This window comes from Prodigiosinella confusarubida, from assembly GCF_002847015.1.
In the GTDB taxonomy this organism is placed as follows: domain Bacteria; phylum Pseudomonadota; class Gammaproteobacteria; order Enterobacterales; family Enterobacteriaceae; genus Prodigiosinella; species Prodigiosinella aquatilis.
Genome location: NZ_CP025085.1, coordinates 3,737,625 through 3,758,662, shown reverse-complemented (window position 1 = coordinate 3,758,662; position 21,038 = coordinate 3,737,625). Strand labels below are relative to the sequence as shown.

General features: G+C 53.6%; 17 protein-coding genes. 15 read left to right on the top strand and 2 right to left on the bottom strand.

Annotation, left to right across the window (positions count from 1 at the left end; all coding sequences use genetic code 11):
• Positions 1-23 precede the first annotated feature (23 nt).
• Genes phnD through phnE (CWC46_RS17155) form a run of 3 tightly spaced genes read left to right on the top strand, consistent with a single transcriptional unit; the run spans position 24 to position 2,814 of the window.
• A complete protein-coding gene (phnD, locus tag CWC46_RS17165; protein ID WP_021015319.1) occupies positions 24-953 on the top strand; it encodes a phosphonate ABC transporter substrate-binding protein in 930 nt (309 codons plus the stop codon).
• Positions 954-1,012: 59 nt separating this feature from the next.
• The gene (gene phnE, locus CWC46_RS17160; protein WP_037381427.1) at positions 1,013-1,876 is read left to right on the top strand and encodes a phosphonate ABC transporter, permease protein PhnE; all 864 of its coding nucleotides are present in this window, start codon (positions 1,013-1,015) and stop codon (positions 1,874-1,876) included.
• On the top strand, positions 1,873-2,814 hold the full coding sequence (gene phnE / locus CWC46_RS17155) for a phosphonate ABC transporter, permease protein PhnE (RefSeq protein WP_021015321.1): 942 nt from the start codon (positions 1,873-1,875) through the stop codon (positions 2,812-2,814). The genes phnE (CWC46_RS17160) and phnE (CWC46_RS17155) overlap by 4 nt, the downstream gene beginning before the upstream one ends.
• A 106-nt stretch (positions 2,815-2,920) precedes the next feature.
• Here the strand turns inward: phnE (CWC46_RS17155) and CWC46_RS17150 are convergent, their stop codons facing one another.
• Positions 2,921-3,979: an MBL fold metallo-hydrolase gene (locus tag CWC46_RS17150; RefSeq protein WP_021015322.1), complete on the bottom strand. Its 1,059-nt coding sequence runs from the start codon at positions 3,977-3,979 to the stop codon at positions 2,921-2,923.
• Between the two features lie 246 nt (positions 3,980-4,225).
• On the opposite strand from CWC46_RS17150, the gene CWC46_RS17145 reads away from it, so the two are divergent.
• From CWC46_RS17145 to CWC46_RS17130, 4 genes are all read left to right on the top strand, one after another.
• Positions 4,226-4,759: a DinB family protein gene (locus CWC46_RS17145; RefSeq protein ID WP_021015323.1), complete on the top strand. Its 534-nt coding sequence runs from the start codon at positions 4,226-4,228 to the stop codon at positions 4,757-4,759.
• A gap of 102 nt (positions 4,760-4,861) precedes the next feature.
• The gene (locus CWC46_RS17140) at positions 4,862-5,878 is read left to right on the top strand and encodes a substrate-binding domain-containing protein (protein WP_021015324.1); all 1,017 of its coding nucleotides are present in this window, start codon (positions 4,862-4,864) and stop codon (positions 5,876-5,878) included.
• Between the two features lie 107 nt (positions 5,879-5,985).
• Positions 5,986-8,112, top strand: coding sequence for an alpha-galactosidase (locus CWC46_RS17135; protein ID WP_021015325.1), 2,127 nt, complete (start codon positions 5,986-5,988; stop codon positions 8,110-8,112).
• Between the two features lie 52 nt (positions 8,113-8,164).
• A complete protein-coding gene (locus tag CWC46_RS17130) occupies positions 8,165-9,445 on the top strand; it encodes an MFS transporter (RefSeq protein WP_021015326.1) in 1,281 nt (426 codons plus the stop codon).
• 79 nt (positions 9,446-9,524) lie between these two features.
• Here CWC46_RS17130 and CWC46_RS17125 read toward each other — a convergent pair whose 3' ends face one another.
• Positions 9,525-10,331 carry a C1 family peptidase gene (locus CWC46_RS17125; RefSeq protein ID WP_021015327.1) on the bottom strand — a complete coding sequence of 269 codons (807 nt, stop codon included), beginning with the start codon at positions 10,329-10,331 and terminating at the stop codon, positions 9,525-9,527.
• Between the two features lie 653 nt (positions 10,332-10,984).
• Between CWC46_RS17125 and CWC46_RS17115 the strand changes: the two genes are divergently transcribed.
• The 8 genes from CWC46_RS17115 to CWC46_RS17080 all read left to right on the top strand — a co-directional run bounded on the left by CWC46_RS17115 (position 10,985) and on the right by CWC46_RS17080 (position 21,031).
• Positions 10,985-12,457 carry an aldehyde dehydrogenase family protein gene (locus CWC46_RS17115; protein WP_021015328.1) on the top strand — a complete coding sequence of 491 codons (1,473 nt, stop codon included), beginning with the start codon at positions 10,985-10,987 and terminating at the stop codon, positions 12,455-12,457.
• Between the two features lie 42 nt (positions 12,458-12,499).
• The gene (locus tag CWC46_RS17110; protein ID WP_021015329.1) at positions 12,500-13,168 is read left to right on the top strand and encodes a haloacid dehalogenase type II; all 669 of its coding nucleotides are present in this window, start codon (positions 12,500-12,502) and stop codon (positions 13,166-13,168) included.
• Between the two features lie 35 nt (positions 13,169-13,203).
• On the top strand, positions 13,204-14,481 hold the full coding sequence (locus CWC46_RS17105) for an NAD(P)/FAD-dependent oxidoreductase (RefSeq protein WP_021015330.1): 1,278 nt from the start codon (positions 13,204-13,206) through the stop codon (positions 14,479-14,481).
• A 33-nt stretch (positions 14,482-14,514) separates the two neighbouring features.
• On the top strand, positions 14,515-16,119 hold the full coding sequence (locus CWC46_RS17100) for an ABC transporter substrate-binding protein (RefSeq protein ID WP_021015331.1): 1,605 nt from the start codon (positions 14,515-14,517) through the stop codon (positions 16,117-16,119).
• Between the two features lie 15 nt (positions 16,120-16,134).
• Entirely contained in the window at positions 16,135-17,088 is a 954-nt protein-coding gene (locus tag CWC46_RS17095; protein WP_021015332.1) for an ABC transporter permease, read from the top strand.
• Positions 17,088-17,939: an ABC transporter permease gene (locus tag CWC46_RS17090; protein WP_021015333.1), complete on the top strand. Its 852-nt coding sequence runs from the start codon at positions 17,088-17,090 to the stop codon at positions 17,937-17,939. Before CWC46_RS17095 ends, CWC46_RS17090 begins: the two co-directional genes overlap by 1 nt.
• Positions 17,936-19,612, top strand: coding sequence for an ABC transporter ATP-binding protein (locus CWC46_RS17085; RefSeq protein WP_021015334.1), 1,677 nt, complete (start codon positions 17,936-17,938; stop codon positions 19,610-19,612). The genes CWC46_RS17090 and CWC46_RS17085 overlap by 4 nt, the downstream gene beginning before the upstream one ends.
• 87 nt (positions 19,613-19,699) lie before the next feature.
• Positions 19,700-21,031 (top strand): NAD(P)/FAD-dependent oxidoreductase, encoded by a 1,332-nt coding sequence (locus CWC46_RS17080; RefSeq protein ID WP_021015335.1) that lies wholly within the window; start codon positions 19,700-19,702, stop codon positions 21,029-21,031.
• Positions 21,032-21,038: the final 7 nt, after the last annotated feature.

Below are 21,038 nucleotides of genomic sequence, written 5' to 3'. Positions count from 1 at the left end.
TGACTACATATAGGCGAGAACCAATGAAAAAAATTGTTCGTTTGACCACGATGTTAGCTGCAATGTTTGCGGCCAACGCTTTTGCTGCCGATGCACCGAGAGAGCTTAACCTGGGTATTCTGGGTGGGCAGAATGCCACGCAGCAGATTGGCGACAATCAGTGCGTCAAAGATTTTCTGGACAAGACATTGAATGTGGATACCAAGATGCGCAACGCATCCGACTATTCCGGCGTAATTCAGGGATTGCTGGGCAAGAAAATCGATCTGGTGCTGAGTATGTCACCGTCAGCGTTTGCTTCGGTCTACATCAAAGATCCAAAAGCGGTGGATATCGCGGGTATCGCGGTGGATGACACTGATCAGTCCCGTGGTTACCACTCAGTGGTTATTGTCAAGGCTGACAGTCCCTATAAGAAACTGACAGATCTGAAAGGTAAGGCGTTTGGTTTTGCCGACCCGGATTCCACCTCTGGCTTCCTGATCCCTAACCACTCGTTCAAAAAGAAATTTGGTGGTACGACGGATAATCAATACAACCACTTTTTTTCCAGCACCACATTCTCGGGCGGACATGAGCAGGACATTCTGGGGGTGCTGAATGGCCAGTTTGCTGGTGCGGTGACCTGGACATCAATGGTGGGTAATTATAACACCGGGTATTCCAGCGGTGCCTTTACCCGTCTGATTCGCATGGATCACCCGGATTTGATGAAACAAATCCGCATTATCTGGGAATCGCCGCTGATCCCTAACGGCCCGGTACTGGTGAGCAATGCGCTGCCAGCAGCGTTCAAAGCCAAACTGATTGCTGCGGTAAAAACGCTGGATAAGCAAGACCATGCCTGTTTCGTGAAAGCGATGGGTGGCAAGCAGCACATTGGCGATGCCACGCTGGATGACTATAAAACGATCATCGAACTGAAACGCGAACTGATCAGCGGCGGTCGTTGACAGAACGGTGAATACAGGCCGCCTGAATGGGTGGCCTGATAACAGGCGATGACAGCATGTTGAACCCTGACTTTGAACACTATTACCAACAGATACGCGGGCGGCAGACGCGTGATTCCCTACTCTGGTCGCTGATGCTGGTTCTGCTGTATCTGGGCGCGGGTCATATAGCGGAATTTAATCCGCGTACCATTCTGGTGGCGTTTCCTCATTTTCTGGATTATCTGTCAGAGACGCTGCCGGTGCTGCACTGGAAGCTGCTATTGGCGGATGGTCATACACAGGGATCACTGGCCTACTGGGGTTATCGTCTGCCAATCCAACTGCCGTTGATTTGGGAAACTGTGCAACTGGCCGTGGCCTCCACTGTGTTTTCGGTGATGGTAGCGACGGTGCTGGCGTTTCTGGCGGCCAATAACACGCAAAGTCCACCGGGGGTGCGTTTTACTGTCCGTACTCTGGTGGCTTTTCTGCGTACCATGCCGGAACTGGCCTGGGCGGTGATGTTTGTCATGGCGTTTGGTATCGGTGCCATACCGGGCTTTTTGGCGCTGGCGCTGCACACTGTCGGTAGTCTGACCAAGCTATTTTATGAAGCGATTGAAACTGCATCCGGCAAGCCGGTACGGGGTCTGGCGGCCTGTGGCGCCAGTGTCCTGCAACGTATGCGTTTCGGGATGTGGCCGCAGGTAAAGCCGGTTTTTCTGTCTTACAGCTTTATGCGACTGGAAATCAATTTCCGTCAGTCCACCATTCTCGGTCTGGTGGGGGCGGGCGGTATTGGGCAGGAACTCATGACCAACATTAAACTGGATCGTTACGATCAGGTCAGTATGACGATGCTACAGATTGTGCTGGTGGTCTTCGTCCTGGACGCGCTCTCCGGCAAGTTGCGCCGTCGAGTGGTGGAGGGCGAAAAATGAAGCTGACAAACGTGCCGCAGGTGGAGTTGTCCGTAGTAAAACAGCAACACCACGAACTGTTTAGCATACAACGGCGTTACTTGTTCCGTTTGGGTCTGTTAGCTGTCGTTATCGTGCTTTACTACCTCTACTTTTTCGTCTTTTTTGGTATCAGCTGGGCACAGTGGTTACAGGGAAGCGGTGAAATTGGCCACTATTTCCTGCGTATGTTCGTCTGGCACGATTTCCTTAACTGGCCTTTTGGCTATTACCTGATGCAGATACTGATCACCCTTGCCATTGTGTTTGTCGGTACGTTGACGGCGACCTTGATGGCGCTGCCGCTCTCTTTTTTGGCTGCCCGCAATGTGATGATAACGCCAGTGCAACGACCGCTGGCAATACTGGTGAGACGGGTGCTGGATACATTACGTGGCATTGATATGGCTATCTGGGGGTTGATCTTTGTCCGCGCCGTCGGAATGGGGCCGCTGGCTGGCGTGTTGTCGATCATCATGCAGGACACCGGCCTGCTGGGTAAACTGTACGCCGAAGGTCATGAAGCCGTGGAGCGCTCACCCAGTCGGGGATTGACGGCGGTGGGGGCGAATAGCCTGCAAAAGCATCGCTTTGGTATTTTCACACAATCCTTTCCTACCTTACTGGCGCTTAGCCTTTATCAGATGGAATCTAACGTTCGCTCGGCCGCTGTCCTGGGCTTTGTGGGAGCGGGTGGTGTCGGCTTGGTTTACGCTGAAAACATGCGGTTGTGGAACTGGGATGTGGTGATGTTTATCACCCTGATTCTGGTCGTGGTAGTCATGCTAATGGATTACCTCTCTTCCCGGTTACGCCAGCGTTATATCATTGGTCTGCCCATTGCGTTGTATCAGGAAAAACCGTTTCTCACCGGGCCGCGTCAGACAGATAGCGCGCCGCCTTTAAAAAAACCGCGCTGATCTATCAGGCTAGTCATTTTTTCGATAGTTGGTTTTGTGGTTTATCGGGCAAAACCAACGACTGGATAGATCGTTGGTGCATGCAGGAATACATCTACATCACGGACTATTCCACCTGGGTTTCCTGTGAAGGAACGGCGGCTTCCAATATGCCATCAACGTGCTGTACCCTCTCCCACCAGGCAGGTGAGACGGGGGACAGATGTTTGGTGGCAATCTCACCCAGTCGTGGGGTCAGCATGGTGAGCTGTCGCTCGCTCGCCAACTGGCTGGTGCGAATCACCGGTTCAGACCAATGATGGAATGAGAGCGTGAACATCCCCCAGTGGATGGGCACAAACACGTTTGCCTGTATATCCTGCACCGCCTGAATGGTATTTTCCGGCATCATGTGCGCATCCGGCCAGCGCCGGTCATATTGACCATTTTCCATGAAGGCGAGGTCAAACGGGCCGAAACGTTCGCCGATGTCTTTAAAGTGGGTGCCATAGCTGGAGTCACCACTGAAAAAAATCCGTTCGGACTGACTCTGGATCACCCAGGAAACCCACAGGGTTTTGTTATGCGCAAAGGGGCTACGGCCGGAAAAATGACGGGCCGGGGTGGCGGTGAATGTCAGGTTGCCGTAGCGCAGGGTGTCATACCAATCGAACTCCTGAATGCGTGAGCGCTCAATCCCCCATTTCTGTAAATACTTACCGACCTTGAGCGGCACAATGAATGCGGTTTCCTGGTTGAGGAAGAACCTGATGGTTTTCTCATCCAGATGATCATAATGGTCGTGGGAAATCAGGATGATATCCACTTTTGGTAGTTCATCCAGCGTTATCGCCGCTGGCTGGAACCGTTGAAACATAAAACTGAAAGGCGAAACGGTGGCAGAAAACACCGGATCGATAAGCATGATTTTTCCTTCCAGATTCAGCAGTAGTGTGGAATGCCCGAACCAGATAAATTTCAGGTGGTCAGCCGGTGCCAGAAAGGCGGTCATGTCCGGTTGGATGTCGGGGAGTTTGCCTGCCGGGAGGCGTGAGGCGGTGTCGAACCCCAGTTTGAAGAGTAACGACAGGCTTTCTCTCAGACTCAGGCGTGGCGCGGTGGCTTTTCGAGGATTATAAAATCGCCCGGTTTCAGCAGAATAATGGTCAACGGTCTGGTTCGACATACAGCCTCCGGGAATCATTTGTCCAGTATTTATCTTCGTATGGTAAAGTTCAAAAATAGCATGCTCTCATGTTGCGCACCCGGCAATGTGTGCGGATGGTCAATGCCTGATGTGGATGGTAAATGATGGGTGGTGAGCGCTGTTCTCACATGAACCGGCCATGAATGGGTTAAAAATAGAGGGTCGGATGATGTCTTTGACCCTATGAGCTGACCGTTTAATTAACATCTGTCTTTGGAGATGACAATGACGCGAATCGGACATATCCAACTATTGGCGGAATACAACCAGTGGATGAACACCAAGATCTATGAGGCTGCCAGATGTTTATCGCCCACTCAACTGAGTGAGGACAAAAAAGCTTTCTTTGGCTCTATCCTGGGGACACTTAATCACCTGGTCGTGGCTGATACCTTGTGGCTTAAACGTTTTGCCAATCATCTGCCGAACAACCCGGCATTAGATTTTGTCCGGGTTCAACCCATGCCGACAGCATTGGCGCAAATATTATTCGCCGATATAGAGCGCCTGTGGCAACACCGCAAACAGCTTGATCTCACTATCCGTGAATGGAGCGGTTTGCTAACCGAGGCGGATCTTGATAGCGCGTTAGTGTATTCAAACACTAAGGGTATTGCTTCAAACAAACCCTTTTTTGCTTTACTGGTCCATTTTTTTAATCATCAAACCCATCACCGGGGACAAGTCACAACCCTATTATCACAAGAAGGTATTGATATCGGGTCCACTGACCTGCTGATGTTGATTCCCAATGATTGAGGGCGGTTTGTGTAACCCGCATTATGCTGCGCGGACGTATCCCGGCCGGTATCCGGTTTATGGTAGGCTATCCGCTTACCCGTCTGATATTACCGGATACCTATGTCACTGAAGGTGATTGCAAAAAAGCTGGGGCTATCTGTTACTACTGTCAGCCGTGCGCTGAATGGTTATGATGATGTGGCCGAGGAAACTCGCCTGCGAGTGGAAGAAGAGGCCAGGCGTCGCGGCTATCGTCCCAATACCTTTGCCCGCCGTCTGAAAATGGGCAAAATAGACGCCGTCGGACTGGTGTTTCCCGTTCGGTCTGCGCCACTGAGCAACTATACGTTTATGGACATGGTAGCGGAAATCAGCCATGAGTTGGCAACGCAGGAAATTGATCTGTTGCTGATAGCTGATGAAGACACCACGGATCATCACGCATTTCTACGGATGGTGGAGAGTCGCCGCGTGGATGCGCTGATCATTGCTCACACACTGCCTGATGATGCACGTCTGCATTGCCTACAGGAACTGAATTTCCCCTTTCTGGCGCTGGGACGTAGCAATTTGCCGTCCCCGTATGCCTGGTTTGATTTTGATAACCAGGCCGGTGTCGCGCTGGCGACTGACCGTCTCGTGAGTCTGGGTCACCAACGCATTGCTTTTCTGGGGGAAAACAATCCTCAATCGTTCATTATTCAGCGCCGGGAAGGTTATCTGGCGGCGCTACAGATAGCTGGGCTGGCCTTTCGGGAAGCCTATTTTTGTCTGATCGAACCTTCTCGTCGTGCTGGTTATCAGGCGACCCTGGATTTACTGGCTCTGGCGGAACCGCCGACCGCGATAGTGACTGATTGCAGCACGCAAGGTGAGGGTGCGGCGCTGGCGTTGCGGGAATGTGGGCGCTTACAGGGGGAGAATGCGATATCGCTGATCATCTATGACGGCCTGCCTGGTGACTCGATTATTGATACGCCGGTGACGGCCATCACCCAAGCGACCCGTGCTGAAGTGGGGCGACAAATAGCGCAGATGGTTTTTCGTCTGATTGCCGGGCAGGATGTGTCGACATTACAGGTATTATGGCAACCACAGCTATGTCTTGGCAGCACGGATAATCCGCCTTCCCACTGAGATAACGACGATTACTCTTTAAGCCGATCACAGATCCGAAACGTTTCGGTTTTATTCCGAAACGTTTGGGGTAAAGAATGATGGAAATCCCACGCAGGAATATCACTATGGATTCTACCGTCATTCGTTTAACCAGTTCGGTGGCCGACTTGATTGTCCGTTGTTCTCCGGCAGCCGAAATTCTCTACTGGGGGCCGCATCTTGACTGTTTTTCCCCGCAGGATACGCAAAGTCTGCAACGTCCGATAGCCAATGGCCGGTTGGATGTGGATACCCCGGTGACGCTGGCGGCTGAAACCGGCCGAGGACTGTTTGGTTCTCCGGGCATTGAGGGTCACCGCAACGGGCTGGATGCATCTCCGGTGTTTGTTACCCGCGATGTGATGCAAAAGGCGGACTATCTCACCATTACGGCCGAAGACCCACAGGCCGGGTTACGCCTGGTCAGTGAGCTGCAACTGCATGCCGACAGCGGCGTACTGCAAATCCGCCATCAGTTAACCAATCTGCATCATCAACCCTGGCAGGTAAACCGTCTGGCGGTTACGTTGCCGATACCGGAACAGGCGGCGGAAGTGATGGCGTTTCATGGTCGCTGGGTTCGTGAATTTCAGCCGCATCGGGTGTTGTTGGAACATGGCAGTTTGGTGCAGGAAAACCGCCGGGGGCGGACGTCCCATGAATATTTTCCGGCGTTGGTCTGTGGCGAACCGGGATTTCGTGAGCAGACAGGGGCGGTATGGGGCGCGCATCTCGGCTGGAGTGGTAATCACCGGATGAAGGCCGAGGTGAAAACGGATGGTCGCCGGGTGATTCAGGCCGAAGCATTGTATTTGCCGGGGGAAGTGGCGCTGGCGGAGGGGGAAACGCTGACGACGCCGTGGCTGTACGCCACCTGTGCCGATCACGGGCTGAATGGCATGAGCCAACAGTTCCACCGTTTTTTGCGACGGAACATTATCCACTTCCCACGCCCTAATCCTCGGCCGGTTCATCTCAATACCTGGGAAGGGATCTATTTCGATCATGACCCGGATTACATCATGCGGATGGCCGATCGGGCGGCACAGCTTGGAGTGGAACGCTTTATTGTCGACGATGGCTGGTTCCGAGGGCGTGATCATGACCGGGCGGCGTTGGGGGATTGGTATATTGACGAGAAGAAATATCCTCAGGGGCTGATGCCGGTGATCAAGCATGTCAAATCACTGGGGATGGAGTTCGGTATTTGGGTGGAACCGGAAATGATTAATCCGGATTCCGACCTCTACCGTGCGCATCCTGACTGGTTGCTGACCCTTCCCGGTTATGAGCCTCCCACCGGGCGCTATCAATACGTGCTCGATCTGTCGAATCCGGCGGTGTTCGATTACCTGCTGGCGCGCATAAGCTGGCTGTTGGGTGAACACCCGGTTGACTATGTCAAATGGGATATGAATCGTGAGCTGGTGCAGCCGGCTCATCAAGGCAAAGCCGCCGCCCATGCGCAAACGCTGCATTTCTATCGTCTGCTGGATACCTTACATGCGCGTTTCCCGTTAGTGGAGTTCGAGTCCTGCGCTTCCGGTGGTGGACGTATCGATTATGAAGTGCTGAAACGCTGTCATCGTTTCTGGGCTTCAGATAATAACGATGCGCTGGAGCGTCAGTCTATTCAGCGTGGTATGAGTTATTTCTTCCCGCCGGAAGTGATGGGGGCACACATCGGCCACCATTGTTGCCACGCCACCGGGCGTCAGCACAGTATCGCCTTTCGCGGTTTGACCGCACTGTTCGGTCATATGGGTATCGAACTGGATCCGGTCACGGCGGATGCGCAGGAGCAGGCCGGTTTTCAACGCTATGTGGCCTTGCACAAACAGCTGCGTCCGCTATTGCATACCGGCAATCTGTGGCGGGTGGACATGCCGGATCGCACTACGCAGGTTCAGGGTGTGGTCAGCCAGCAACAGGGTCAGGCGGTATTTCTGGTGGCGCAGTTAGCGATGCCAGACTACTCGCTGGCTGGCGTACTACGGTTGCCGGGGTTAAATCCTCAAGCATGTTATCGGCTGACGGTTCTTGACCACCCCGACCTGAAACCGGTAATCGACGGTGGTAGCACCATGTGTCGGTTGCCGTCGTGGATGGTGCAATCTGCGGAGTTTAGTGGGGAGTGGTTGATGAAGGCCGGACTTCGGTTGCCGATCATGAATCCGGAAACCGCGCTGCTGATAGGATTAGAACGTTTGTAATGCCGCCGGGAGAGGCGGCTCCTCTCCTTTATCGCACCGCGAGGATAAGAACATGGATACCAGTCGCACGATCGAACGCGTATGTACCTACAAAAAAAACCGTAACTTCTGGATATTTGGTGCTTTTTTCTTTCTCTATTTCTTTATCATGGCCACCTGTTTTCCGTTTTTGCCCATTTGGTTGTCGGATGCCATTGGCCTGAACAAAACCCAGACCGGGATTGTTTTTTCCTGTATCTCGCTGTTTGCCATTCTGTTCCAGCCGGTGATGGGCATTATTTCTGACAAACTGGGGCTTAAAAAGCAGTTGTTATGGATCATTACCATACTGCTGTTTCTGTTCGCTCCCTTTTTCTTGTATGTGTTTGCTCCGTTGTTGAAGGTGAACAGCCTGCTGGGCGCACTGTCAGGGGGGATTTATATCGGTCTGGTGTTTTCAGCCGGTTCCGGCGCGGTGGAGGCTTATATTGAGCGTGTCAGCCGTCAGAGCGGGTTTGAATATGGTAAGGCGCGGATGTTTGGCTGCCTTGGCTGGGGGCTGTGTGCCTCTACCGCCGGTGTGTTGTTTAACGTCAATCCGGCGCTGGTGTTCTGGATGGGTTCCGGTGCGGCGGTGATTCTGCTTATTTTGCTGCTGCTGGCCCATCCAGAGAAAAATCAGACCGCAGAGGTGATGGGGGCGTTGGGTGCCAACCAACCCCAGCTTACATTACGTATGGTCAGCGGCCTGTTCCGTCTGCCTAAACTGTGGATGTTCGTGCTGTATGTCGTCGGGGTGGCCTGTGTGTATGACGTGTTCGATCAGCAGTTTGCCACCTTCTTCAAATCCTTTTTTGTTTCGCCGCAACAGGGCAATGAAATCTTCGGCTTTGCCACTACGCTGGGCGAGCTGGCGAATGCCATCATCATGTTTTGCTCACCGTGGATTATTAATCGTATCGGGGCTAAAAACACATTGCTGGTGGCCGGATTGATTATGACGGTGCGTATTATCGGTTCCGCGTTTGCCACCACGGCAATAGAAGTGGTGGCGCTGAAGATGCTGCATGCGTTGGAAGTCCCATTCCTGCTGGTGGGTGCCTTTAAATACATTACTACGACGTTCGACACGCGCTTGTCTGCCACCATTTATCTGATCGGTTTTCAGTTTGCCAAACAGTTGGCGGCTATTTTCCTTTCCGCCTTTGCCGGCAATATGTACGATCGCATCGGGTTTCAGGATACGTATCTCATCCTGGGCGGAATAGTGCTGAGTATCACACTGGTTTCTGTGTTTACCCTGTCGGGTGCCAGGAAGCAATCGTCCGCGCTGTACCGGGCTGAACCGCTGTAATGGCGGTGTTGAGAGGCTCCCGTGAACTTATCACGGGCCAAATATTACCGTCGACTGCGTGCGGGTTAAGCAGAAAACGTCAATTTTTCACTGTATTGATCACCCAGAAGTCGCTGGAAAGTTTCTTATCCAACAGATAATCGTAAGGAATGTAGAAGTCGCCTTGTTCCCCGACGTCAACTCCCCAGGAGTTGCGAATTTTGAACAGGTTGGTGCTGTTGTCATAGCCGATACACAGTACGGCATGCCCTCCTTCTGGTTTGTCTTTATCTGAGGGCATGGGGACTACCGTAGGGGGCTTAGGGTGTTCCAGCCAGGTGTCGTACACAACAAAACCGAACACAAACGGGAATCCGCTTGCCAGACATCCTTGTAGGTGTGACAGATCTTGATTTACGCGTTGGTAATTGGTGATGACATACTGTAGCGCTTCTTTATAGCAATTTGCTGGTGGTTTGGTGGCTGCCAGTGCACCGGGGGGAAAGGCACCACTTTCACTGTCAGGGCGCGTGTAGTCATAAGGCCAGTCAGACTCTGGGCATACGCCCAGTTTGTGTAGACTTTTAATGCCGTCACGCAGCGTGGCACCGGAGTCGTGTTTCACGTCACCTTCAATGGTGCGCTCGTTGTAGTAGATGAACAGCCTGGAAGGAATGAAATCGGGAGATTCATGGGCGTTACGCCGATCAAATTGTACTGCACCGGCCAGTGCATTGGCGGTGCAAGAACCGAGTTCTCCCTGGTTATACGCTGAAAAATCGACAGTCAGCTCCATTGCGGGTGGCAGACTATGCAGGACAGCAAGAGCAGGTGCGTAGTGGTGATCGCGGATATCCGGCAGGTCTGGTCGGTAGCCAAGTCGAGATATGTGTCTTCTTGATAGCATGATAGTTACCTTCTGTGGTTGAAATCCTTTTCAGTGTGGCGACCTCATATTATTCGGCTATCAGAAAGGGTTTAGAGATAATGAATAAATATTGATTTTTTGTTGCGAGATGTGACGGCAGGTTCAGGCAGCACTGGCTGAAAATGTGGTTTGCTATCAGATAAGTTTTATTCATTATTTATTGCCCTAATTAATCTAATTGTTAAAACATCGACATAATTAATCCAGATTGGCGTTTCTTCCCTTTTATTTTCCCCCACATGTCTTCAGCGTATTGTCCGCGAGAATCAACTGGTCCTAAATGGTGCAAGTAGTGAATTGATTGCATTGTGATAGTGCATTTATTTTTTATTAAAATCATGTAATTAGTTAGTCGGTGTATCTGGAAAATTTTACCGTTCATAACGGCATAAAATTTTTTTGGCTCCGTTTTTACGCATTATTATTTTTTATCGGCTGGCATACTTTCTGCATTAGTCAAAACAGAAATTAAAAGCGAAGTTAACGTAAAGTTGAGGATAAGTTAACGCTACGATGTGACTTAAGTAATTAAAACTTATCTGATAATTGAACGTATTTTCCAACAACGTTATCAACCGTCATCTTGAAAAATGCCGGCTATAACCAATGCATTCAAATATAAGGCGCAGGTTATGTTGAGTTTCAATCCCGATAGTGTCGCGCTACCTGCCAGTCATTTTATTGATGGTCGGCAACGGGTGGGGCAGGGTAACCCGATCACGGTGATGCGTCCGTCAGATGGCCAGCCTTATGCTGATTTACACGAAGCGGATACCCAACTGGTGGATGAGGCCGTTACGCTGGCGGATAGCGCGCTGAAGGCAAGTGGTTGGAGTCGTTGTCCGCCGCGTCAGCGTGCTGTCGTATTACGGCACTGGGCTGACTTGATCGAAGCTGATGCAGATTATCTTGGCCAGCTTGAAGCGGTGGGCTCAACCCGTCCTATTACCGATGTGCGTCAGCACGAAATTCCTTTTACTGCCGAAGCCATTCGCTTTTATGCCGAGTGCGCCGACAAGTATAGCGGTGATCTATTTCCTACCCGCGACACCAGTCTTGGCATGTTGGTACCTGAACCTTATGGGGTTATTGGTGCTATCACACCGTGGAATTTTCCTCTGTCGATGGCGTCCTGGAAATGCGGTCCGGCGCTGGCGGCAGGTAATGCGGTGGTGCTAAAACCCTCTGAGCTGACACCCTTTTCCACTGTACGTCTGGCTGAACTGGCGTTGGAGGCAGGACTGCCACCTGGTGTGCTGAATATCATTCAGGGCAGTGGCGCAGTAACCGGTGCCGCTCTGGTAGCACATCCACTGGTCCGCAAAGTCTCGTTCACCGGCTCGACCCAGACCGGCGCGCGTATCATGAGCGACGCGGCATTCAACGGTATGAAGCCGGTGACGCTGGAGTTGGGCGGCAAAAGCCCACAACTGGTATTTGATGACGCCGGGGATGTTGACGAGGTAGCCGGACGTATCCTGCGGGGATTTACCGCCAACGGCGGTCAGGCTTGTGTGGCCGGAACTCGCTTGATTGTACAGCGCGCTATCGCGGGTCCGTTGCTTGAAAAGCTGATTGCCGGTTGTCAGAGGATACGTCCCGGTGCGACCTGGCTGGAGAGCAGCCGTTATTCCCCGCTGATCGATGCCCGGCAAGCGCAGAAGGTGGCACAACGGGTGTCTGCGGCCCGGTCTGAAGGGGGAGACGTTCTGGTGGGTGGGGCTTGTTTTGACGCCACCGGTGATGGCTATTTCTGGCAACCGACGCTGATTTCTGGCGTGCAGCCGGATAACCCGGCAGTCCTTGAAGAGATTTTCGGCCCGGTGCTCACGGTGCAACTGTTCGACGATGAAGATGAGGGGCTGGCGCTGGCGGCGCATCCGACATACGGCCTGTGTGCCGGAGTGCATACCTTGAATATTCAGCGCGCCTTACGTGCCATGCGGAGTATCGCTGCGGGCACAGTGTGGATCAACCGCTATGGCCGTTCCGGTGACTTCATTATTCCTACCGGCGGTTTTCATGGTTCGGGGATTGGCAAGGATTTAGGTCGCCAGGCATTTGAAAGCTGTCGTCGCGATAAAAGCGTATTGATTGATTTTTGAATCAGCACGGTGTTTTCCATTTTTGACTTTTTGAGGTAGCAAATGGCTGTGTTTAAACCGAAATACATCACGTTCGATTGCTATGGCACTCTGATCAAATTTGATATGGCCGGTGCTGCTGCCGCCAGATTTGCTGATCGGGTCAGCGAAACGGATATGCCTGGATTCATCAGCGATTTCTCGGCCTACCGTATGGATGAAGTGTTGGGCGCGTGGAAACCCTATTCGCAGGTAGTGGGTAACGCGCTTCAACGCACCTGTGCCAAATGGCATCTCCATTGTGACGAACGTGACTGTGACACCATCAATACCGCTGTCACCACCTGGGGACCGCATCCGGATGTTCCCGCCGGGCTGGCAACTGTGGCACGTGAATTCCCGCTGGTGCTGCTGACCAATTCTATGGATGACTTGATCACATATCACGTGCCGCGCCTGGGCGCGCCGATTTACAAGGTTTTCACCGCCGAGCAGGCTGGTGCTTATAAACCGCAGATGCGGGCCTTTGAATATATGCTCGAGCAGCTCAACTGTGGCCCGGAAGAGATCCTGCATGTTTCTTCTAGCCTGCGTTATGACCTGATGACTGCCCACGACATGGGGATTACCCATAAGGTTTTTGTAAACCGCGGGCATGATGCCGCCAATCCATATTATGGCTACACCGAAATTAGCAATATCGGTGGGCTGGCTGCCATCGTCGGGCTTTAAACCACAAATTACGCCGTAACGAAAAGGGGCGGGTAATGAAACTGGAATCCTTCTGGCAGGCAACAGCACCGGCTTTCACTGGCGGGGATCAGGATGCACTGCCGTCACAGGCTGATGTGGTGGTGATCGGTGCCGGGTTTACCGGGTTGTCTGCGGCGAGAAGTCTGGCCCGCAGCGGACAGCAAGTCGTGGTGTTAGAAGCGGAAACGGTGCTGGGACAGGCGTCAGGTCGCAACGGGGGGCATTGCAATACCGGTGTGGCGCAAAACTTTTCTTCACTGGTCGCCCGTCAGGGGCTGGAGCAGGCCAGCCGCTATTACCGTGCTTATGCCGATGCCGTCGATTATGTGCAGCGGCTGGTGGTGGAAGAGCAGATCGAGTGTGATTTCCTGCGTTGCGGAAAGCTGAAACTGGCCAGTAAACCGTCCCATTTCCCGGTGTTGCAGGCGGCCTGGGAAATGATGCGTAACACGGTTGATCCAGAGGTTGAGCTGGTGAGTGCGGCGGATGTCCGTCATGAAATCGGTAGCGACCGTTTTCATGGCGGGTTGATTCAACACCGTGGCGGACAGATGCACATGGGCAAGTTTGGCATTGGGCTGGCGAATGTGGCGGCTCGTCATGGCGCACGTATTTTTGAACAGACTCCTGTGACGGGGCTGCATCGGGTGGAAGGCTATCGCCACCGGGTAATAACGCCGCGTGGTGAAATCGATGCCGACCGGGTATTGATGGCGACCGGTTGTTCTAATCACGGCCCGTTCCGCTGGTTCCAGCGCCGCATTATTCCCGTGGGCAGCTTTATCGTGGCTACGGAGCCATTGGATGCCAGGTTGTTGGCCGCGCTGTTTCCGACGACACGCACTTATGTGACGTCGATGAATATCGGCAATTATTTTCGTACTACGGCAGATCAACGGCTGATTTTCGGCGGCCGTGCTCGCTTTGCGATGAGCAACCCGACCTCGGATCAGCGCAGTGGCGAGGTACTGAAAGCGGGTATGAGTGCGCTATTCCCCGTATTGCGAGAAGCCCGGATTGATTACTGCTGGGGGGGGCAGGTAGATATGACCGCCGATCGTTTACCTCGGGCTGGTGAACATGATGGCGTGTTCTATTCGGTAGGTTATAGCGGACACGGTACTCAGATGTCGGTATGGATGGGAAACGTTATGGCGAACTGTGTTACTGGTCATGCTGGCGATAACCCGTGGATGCGCAAGCACTGGCCAGCGATACCCGGTTATTTCGGCAAACCCTGGTTTTTACCACTAGCGGGTCTCTACTACAAAGCCAGGGATCGGTTCTCCTGAGTTCTACAACGTTATCATTTTGAGGGTAGACAGATGAGTAAATTTGATAAAAATAACCAGGTAAAGATTTCACCGCTGACGCAAGCCATCACCGATGTGTCGTTTTCCCGGCGGGGCGTCATCAAGCTGCTGTCTGCTGGTGTGGTGATGAGTACCGGGCTGTTCGGTTTCCCGGATCTGGGCTTCGCCGCCGAAACCCCGGTCAACGGCGGAAAACTGCGTGCAGCGGTGTCCAATGCCTCGGCTACCGATACCCTCGACCCAGCTAAAGGCAGTAATAATGGCGACTACACGCGCCAGTTCATGTTTTACAATGGGTTGACCGAGCTGGATAAACACATGATCCCTCAGCCAGCCTTGGCCGAGAGTATTGAAACTACCGATGGTCGCGTCTGGCAGTTCAAACTGCGTTCCGGCGTCACGTTCCACGATGGTAAACCGTTGACAGCACAGGATGCGGTTTATTCCCTGCTGCGGCATAAAGATCCGGCAGTCGGTTCAGTGGCTATCAAGCTGGCGGATCAGATTCAGTCGGCAACGACGATCAACCCGACAGAAGTAAAGATTGTGCTGGTACAGCCCAACTTTGATTTGCCGTCCATCCTTGCCACCAGCCCATTCTTGATCCTGCAGGACGGCACCAAAAGCTTCACCAAAGCCGTGGGCACGGGGCCTTATGTTTGTCAGGAATTTTCACCGGGTGTGCGTTCGGTAGGGATCCGTAATAAAAATTACTGGAAACCGGGACTGCCGCATCTGGATGAAGTCGAACTGCTGGGCGTGACCGATCAGGCGGCCCGCGTTAACGCACTATTGTCTGGCGACCTGCATGTCGTGGCGACCATTGGGGCCCGGGATGTAAAACGCCTCAACCAGAGCAATCAGTTCGGCATTCTGGAAAGTAAGTCCGGTATGTACAGCGACCTGATCATCCGCGCTGATCATGCGCCGGGAAACAATCCTGATTTTGTTCTGGCCATGAAATACATGCAACCGCGAGAAATGTTGTTGAAAACCGTGTTGCAGGGCTATGGCGACATTGCCAACGATGTGCCGGTTCCACCCTGGCATCCGATGTACAACAAGGATCTGCCTCAGCGGCCCTACGATCTGGATAAAGCCCGCTTTCATCTGAAAAAGGCTGGTCTACAGGGCATCAAAGCCGAAATTGTTACCACGCCGAATATTGAAGGGGCGGTGGAAGGCGGTCAGTTATTACAACAGATTGGGAAATCGGTGGGGATGAATTTGCAGGTACGACGCGTACCCTATGATGGCTACTGGTCAGCACACTGGATGAAAGATCCCATCGGTTACGGCTCCATTAATCCGCGCCCGACGCTGGATATGCTGTTCTCTCAATTTTACCGTTCTGATGCACCGTGGAATGAATCCGGCTGGAAGAATGTGCAGTTTGACCAGTTGCTGATGCAAGCGCGTAGTGAGCGTGATACGGCAAAACGCAAGCAGATGTACGGTGATATGCAGAAGCTGATTTATGAGCATAACAGCACACTCATTCCGTTGTTCATCAGTTCTCTTGATGGTTACAGCCGTAAGGTGAAAGGAATTGAGGCCTGGCCGTCAGGTCTGCTGATGGGCTATCGCTTCCATGAATTTGCCTGGTTGTCTGCCTGATCAAGGAGAAGCGTAATGAACCGGTACATGTTGGCACTGATCGCCCGGCGCTGTGGCACGGGTCTGTTGATGATACTGATTATCTCGGCACTGGTGTTTTTCATCACCAGTCTGTTGCCGGGGGATGCGGCCCAAATGATTCTCGGGCAGTCCGCCACGCCGGAAACCGTGGCGGCGCTGCGTCAGCAACTGGGGTTGGATCAACCCTTGCCGGTACGTTATATCTTGTGGATTACCGGTATATTGCACGGGAATTTTGGCACCTCTTTCGCCAGTAATGTTCCGGTCACGCAATTGATCGCGCAACGCATTCCGGCCACGTTTGAGCTGGCAGCCGTTACCACGCTGGTATCTGTCCCATTGTCGCTGTTGATTGGTATTACTGCGGCGATGAAACGTGGTTCTCTGTTGGATCGCGTGCTGGTGATTGGCACGATGTCCGTAGTAGCCGTGCCGGAGTTTCTGGTGGCGACGGTGGCGGTATTGATTTTTGCGGTGAAGCTGCATTGGGTTCCCGCTATGTCTCTGGGGTCGCCGAATCAGGATCTGACGGGCTTTTTGCGTACCTACGCATTGCCGGTGATAACCCTGTGTTGTGTGCTGGTGGCACAGATGGCGCGGATGACGCGTTCGGCCATCATCAATCAGATGGACAGCCCCTATCTTGAGATGACGTTGCTCAAAGGGGTTTCACCACTGCGTGCCATCCTGCGTCATGCTTTACCCAACGCAGTAGGGCCGATTGCCAATGCCGTCTCGCTCAGTCTGTCCTATTTGTTCGGCGGGGTGCTGATTATTGAAACCATTTTCAGCTATCCCGGTCTGGCCAGCCAGATGGTGGATGCGGTCAGCAACCGTGATCTGCCGGTGGTACAGATCTGCGTGATGTTTTTCTCGGTCTGCTATTTGTCGTTGTTGCTGATGGCGGACATTATCACCATTGCGTTCAATCCTAAGTGGAGGGGCTGATGAACCGACTCTTGTTGCCGTGGCGCTTTGTTTTATCACTGTCGATCGCCGGGCGGGTGGGTTTATCGATCACCCTGTTCTGGATTTTGATGGCGGTGTGCGGAAATAGCCTGGCGCCGCATAGTCTGGAGGATATCGGCAGCGGTGATCTGTTCGGCGACGTCAACCGCCACTTCTGGCTGGGTACCGACTATCTCGGCCGGGATATGCTGAGCCGGATTCTGTATGGCGCGCGTTATACCCTCGGGCTGGCGCTGACGGCCGCATTGCTGGCAAGCCTGCTGGGAACGGCGCTGGCGTTGTTTGCCGCATTGGCAGGGCGCTGGCTGGAGGAAGTGATTGGCCGCATCAATGATGCGTTGCTGATTATGCCCGGCAAGATTCTGGCCTTGATGATGGTCGCGGTGTTTGGGTCGTCGCTACCGATGCTGATTCTCACCGCGGTGGTGACCTACTGGCCCGGTGCTTATCGTATTGCCTACGCGATGGCCAGCAGTCTGCGCTCAATGGACTATGTACAGGTGGCCCGCTTGCGGGGGGAAAGTCGCTGGTATATCGCCGTGCACGATATCCTGCCGAATATGCTGCATCCGATGTTGACTGATTTGGGTCTGCGATTTGTCTATATCGTCCTGCTGCTCAGTGGGTTGAGTTTCCTTGGGCTAGGAGTGCAGCCACCTTATGCTGACTGGGGTACGTTGGTACGGGAAAACATGCAAGGATTGTTTGATGGTGCTCCGGCGGTGCTGATGCCTGCCATCGCTATCGCCAGCCTGACTATCGGCGCCAACCTGTTTATTGACAGTCTACAAACGCGGCGACCACTTACGCTGGCCAGGGGGAGTGCATGAACGTGACAGCGCATACAGCGCGGCCGCTGGTTTCGGTAGAGAACCTGCGTATTGTCGCTCAGACTGATGGGGGCCAGGAGGTGAATCTGGTCTCCGATATTCGCTTTACGGTACAGAAAGGCGAAGTGCTGGCGCTGATTGGTGAATCCGGTTCCGGCAAAACCACCATCGCACTGGCGTTGATGGGCTATGCCCGTCACGGTTGCCGGATTGCCGACGGTAACATTCACGTTGCCGGTACGGATGTCCGTTCGTTGACGCCATCCCGGTTATGTCAGTTTCGTGGCAATCGGGTGGCCTATATTCCCCAGAGCGCCGCCGCGGCGTTTAATCCGGCGATGCGGATTATGGAACAGGTGATTGAGCCGGTACTGATCCACGGTCTGATGCGGCGTAAAGAGGCACAAGCCAAAGCACAGGCGCTGTTCCGCGATTTGGCGCTGCCTGAACCGGAAAGTATTGGTCAGCGCTATCCGCATCAGGTGTCTGGCGGTCAGTTGCAGCGGTTGATGACGGCGATGGCCCTGATGAGTGATCCGGCGGTGGTGATTCTGGATGAACCCACCACCGCGCTGGATGTCACCACGCAGGTGGAGGTGCTGAAAGTGTTCCGGCGTGTGGTGCGCCAGCGCGGCATGACGGCGGTTTACGTCAGTCACGATCTGGCGGTGGTAGCCCAGATGGCAGACCGTATTCTGGTCTTGCTCAATGGCAATATCGCGGAGTATGGCACCACCGGCCAATTGCTGACGGCACCGCAGGCGGAATATACCCGTGCCTTGCTGGCGGCGGCCCGACAACATCAACGTGAAAGTGTATGGCAGCCGCAAGAATCAACGGTGCAGCCACTGCTGGAAGTGCGTGATTTGGTAGCAGGTTATGGGCCAAAGGGTGCGGATGGGCAGCCGCGGGTCAAAATACTGGACGATTTTAATTTCCGGCTATATCGCGGTCAGGCACTGGGGATTATCGGTGAATCCGGATCGGGGAAAACCACGCTGGCACATGTGATTGCCGGTATCAATGTGCCGGGTGACGGTCACATTCTGTTTAATGGTCACTACATTGCCGCCAGCTTGTCACAACGTTCACAGGATGAGCTGCGGCGCATCCAGTATGTGTTCCAGATGGCGGATACAGCGCTGAATCCGGCCCACTCCATTGGCACCATAATCAAACGCCCGTTGATGCTTTTTCACGGGCTGCGCGGTGTAGTGCTGGAACGGCGGGTGCGGCAATTACTCGATCTGGTCAAGCTGCCGCATGATGTGTTGCATCGCTGTCCCGCCGCGCTGTCCGGTGGTCAGAAACAGCGGGTTAATCTGGCGCGGGCGCTGGCTGCCGAACCTGATCTGATTTTGTGTGATGAGGTCACTTCGGCGCTGGATACGGTGGTGGCCGCCGCCATACTGGATTTAATTACCGACCTGCGTCGGGAACTCGGGTTGACGGTGATATTTATCAGCCACGATCTGCATGCGGTACGTGCCGTGTGCGATGAGATTATTGTTATGCAGGGTGGCCGCAAGGTGACGCAGGTAGTGCGGGCCGATTACGATAAACCCTCTACTGATTTGTATTATGAGCGATTGAAACGGGCGGTGCCGGAATTACGGCAAGGCTGGCTGGAAGAGCATGAAGCACTGCCTAGCGAGATTTTAAAAGCGGAATAGTGTCGGGTAACACCACCACCTTGCAGCAATAAGCCCGCATACCGGGCAAGACAATATGACACCATACGGTTAAACAGAGGAAAACAGATGCCAGCACCGATCAGATATGTTCAGGATAGCAGTCACTTACCGGAAGCGGTGGATGTGGTGGTGATGGGTGCCGGCATTGCCGGTGCCGCAGCGACGTACGAACTGGCAAAAAAAGGGATCAGTGTCTTGTTGCTGGAGAAAGGGTTGGTCGGGGCGGAGCAGTCCAGCCGTAACTGGGGCTGGTGTCGACAGCAGAACCGGGATGAGCGGGAGTTGCCGTTAATTATCTATGCTTTGCAGCGCTGGGAAGAGATACAGCATGAAACCAGCGAGGAACTGGGATTCCGTCGCTCCGGTTTACTGTATGCCACGCAGGATCAGACGGAGATTGATGCCTGGGATCGTTGGGGAAAAATGGCTAAAGCCTATGGTGTGCGCAGCGATATTCTGACCGCCGAGCAGGCCAAAGCCATGACGCCGGGCAGCACTACTCGTTGGTTAGGGGGCGTGTCATCGCCGATGGATGGTCATGCTGAACCCGCGTTGGCCTGTGCCGGACTGGTGATCGCCGCACAACGTCTGGGTGCCGATGTTATCCAGCAGTGCGCGGTGCGTGGGCTGGATATTTCCGCAGGCAAGGTAAGTGGGGTGTGGACGGAACGCGGGCTGGTTAAAACGACCCGTGTGGTTTGTGCGGGTGGCGTGTGGACCTCGATGTTCTGTCGCCGTCATGGTATCGAGCTGCCATTGGGTAATGTTATCGGAACCGCGTTTCGTACCGCGCCGATTGAACAAGTGATCAGCATGCCTTTCTATACCGCCGCATTTGCCTGTCGACCACAGATGGATGGCAGCTATACGGTCTCCGTTTCTGGTCGGGGAAGATTGGAACCGGGCATCCAGAGCTTGCGCTATGCCCGGCAGTTCTATCCAACATTCAAGTCGCGCCGCAAAAATCTTTCACTCCGTATCGGGTTCAAGCCGTTCTTCACTGGCCCGGAAACTGTCGCGTCCTGGCAATTTGATGCACGTTCACCGTTTGAAAAGGTACGTATCCTTGATCCGGCGGCGGATATGTCGATGGTGCAGGAAGGTCTGTCGGCGATGCGGAAAGAGTATCCGACACTGGCTGCCGTGCGAGCGGTACAAGCCTGGGGTGGGATGATCGACAGCACGCCGGACGCCATTCCGGTTATTTCTCCGGTGGAAAAATTGCCAGGTCTGTTACTGTCGGCGGGTTACAGTGCCCATGGTTTTGGTATCGGCCCCGGTGCCGGGCGTCTGGCCGCTGACTTGATCGCAGGTGATACGCCGATTGTTGACCCGACTCCGTTTCGTTATTCACGACTGGTGGATGGTTCCGGGCTTGATGCGCCGGGCATGATGTGAGGAAAAA

What these genes read in the sequence shown, in the direction of transcription:
- phnD (WP_021015319.1), top strand. Translation starts at nt 24, where the DNA reads ATGAAAAAAATTGTTCGTTTGACCACGATGTTAGCTGCAATGTTTGCG.
- phnE (WP_021015321.1), top strand. Translation starts at nt 1,873, where the DNA reads ATGAAGCTGACAAACGTGCCGCAGGTGGAGTTGTCCGTAGTAAAACAG.
- CWC46_RS17150 (WP_021015322.1), bottom strand. Translation starts at nt 3,979, where the DNA reads ATGTCGAACCAGACCGTTGACCATTATTCTGCTGAAACCGGGCGATTT.
- CWC46_RS17145 (WP_021015323.1), top strand. Translation starts at nt 4,226, where the DNA reads ATGACGCGAATCGGACATATCCAACTATTGGCGGAATACAACCAGTGG.
- CWC46_RS17140 (WP_021015324.1), top strand. Translation starts at nt 4,862, where the DNA reads ATGTCACTGAAGGTGATTGCAAAAAAGCTGGGGCTATCTGTTACTACT.
- CWC46_RS17135 (WP_021015325.1), top strand. Translation starts at nt 5,986, where the DNA reads ATGGATTCTACCGTCATTCGTTTAACCAGTTCGGTGGCCGACTTGATT.
- CWC46_RS17130 (WP_021015326.1), top strand. Translation starts at nt 8,165, where the DNA reads ATGGATACCAGTCGCACGATCGAACGCGTATGTACCTACAAAAAAAAC.
- CWC46_RS17125 (WP_021015327.1), bottom strand. Translation starts at nt 10,331, where the DNA reads ATGCTATCAAGAAGACACATATCTCGACTTGGCTACCGACCAGACCTG.
- CWC46_RS17115 (WP_021015328.1), top strand. Translation starts at nt 10,985, where the DNA reads ATGTTGAGTTTCAATCCCGATAGTGTCGCGCTACCTGCCAGTCATTTT.
- CWC46_RS17110 (WP_021015329.1), top strand. Translation starts at nt 12,500, where the DNA reads ATGGCTGTGTTTAAACCGAAATACATCACGTTCGATTGCTATGGCACT.
- CWC46_RS17105 (WP_021015330.1), top strand. Translation starts at nt 13,204, where the DNA reads ATGAAACTGGAATCCTTCTGGCAGGCAACAGCACCGGCTTTCACTGGC.
- CWC46_RS17100 (WP_021015331.1), top strand. Translation starts at nt 14,515, where the DNA reads ATGAGTAAATTTGATAAAAATAACCAGGTAAAGATTTCACCGCTGACG.
- CWC46_RS17095 (WP_021015332.1), top strand. Translation starts at nt 16,135, where the DNA reads ATGAACCGGTACATGTTGGCACTGATCGCCCGGCGCTGTGGCACGGGT.
- CWC46_RS17090 (WP_021015333.1), top strand. Translation starts at nt 17,088, where the DNA reads ATGAACCGACTCTTGTTGCCGTGGCGCTTTGTTTTATCACTGTCGATC.
- CWC46_RS17085 (WP_021015334.1), top strand. Translation starts at nt 17,936, where the DNA reads ATGAACGTGACAGCGCATACAGCGCGGCCGCTGGTTTCGGTAGAGAAC.
- CWC46_RS17080 (WP_021015335.1), top strand. Translation starts at nt 19,700, where the DNA reads ATGCCAGCACCGATCAGATATGTTCAGGATAGCAGTCACTTACCGGAA.